This is a genomic window from Bradyrhizobium sp. NBAIM14, from assembly GCF_020193895.1.
GTDB lineage: Bacteria > Pseudomonadota > Alphaproteobacteria > Rhizobiales > Xanthobacteraceae > Bradyrhizobium > Bradyrhizobium yuanmingense.
Map to the genome: position 1 here is coordinate 1 of NZ_JADYVQ010000077.1, position 622 is coordinate 622.

Genomic DNA, 622 nt, shown 5'->3' on the forward strand with positions numbered 1-622 from the left:
CGAATGCATAGTGCAGAACCAAATTTGCGAGCAGCGGTGAAACCACCGAACCCTGAGGGGTTCCGCGTGTTCTCTCCACAGGGATTCCGTCTTCTTTCTCCACGGGAGCTTGCAGCCACCGCTTTACCGTAGAGACGAATCCAACTCAGTTCCGTGTGGTGGGCGACGGCCTTTTCGATCAGGTGCCAAGGAATCGAGTCGAAGAACGACTTGATATCAAGGTCGATAACCCAGTCGAATTTCCAGCAACGCTTTCGCGCTGTCCCCACTGCGTCAAGCGCCGAACGGCCGGGCCCATAGCCGTAGGAGTCCGGATGGAATATTCGTTCCATCGTCGGCTCCATAACCATCTTTGCAACCGTCTGAGCCACGCGGTCAGCTATAGAGGGTATTCCTAACGGACGCTTCCCTCCATTAGCCTTGGGAATTTCCACGAGACGGACGGGAGGCGGAAAGTATGTCCCCGACGACATTCATTCCAGATCTTGTAGAGGTTTCTCTTCAAGTCCTTTTCGAATTCCTCGATGGAGACCCCGTCCACACCCGCTGACCCGCGGTTCGCTTTCACCTGTTTCCAAGCTTCCCAAACGAGATGTTTGGGGATCTGATACGACTTTGCCTC

The 622-nt window shown here is 54.7% G+C and carries 1 protein-coding gene; it reads right to left on the bottom strand.

The window, feature by feature from the left end; all coding sequences use genetic code 11:
• Positions 1-473: reverse transcriptase domain-containing protein (locus tag I6F28_RS37070; RefSeq protein ID WP_346730146.1), on the bottom strand; the 473-nt coding region annotated here is incomplete at its 3' end.
• Positions 474-622 lie beyond the last annotated feature (149 nt).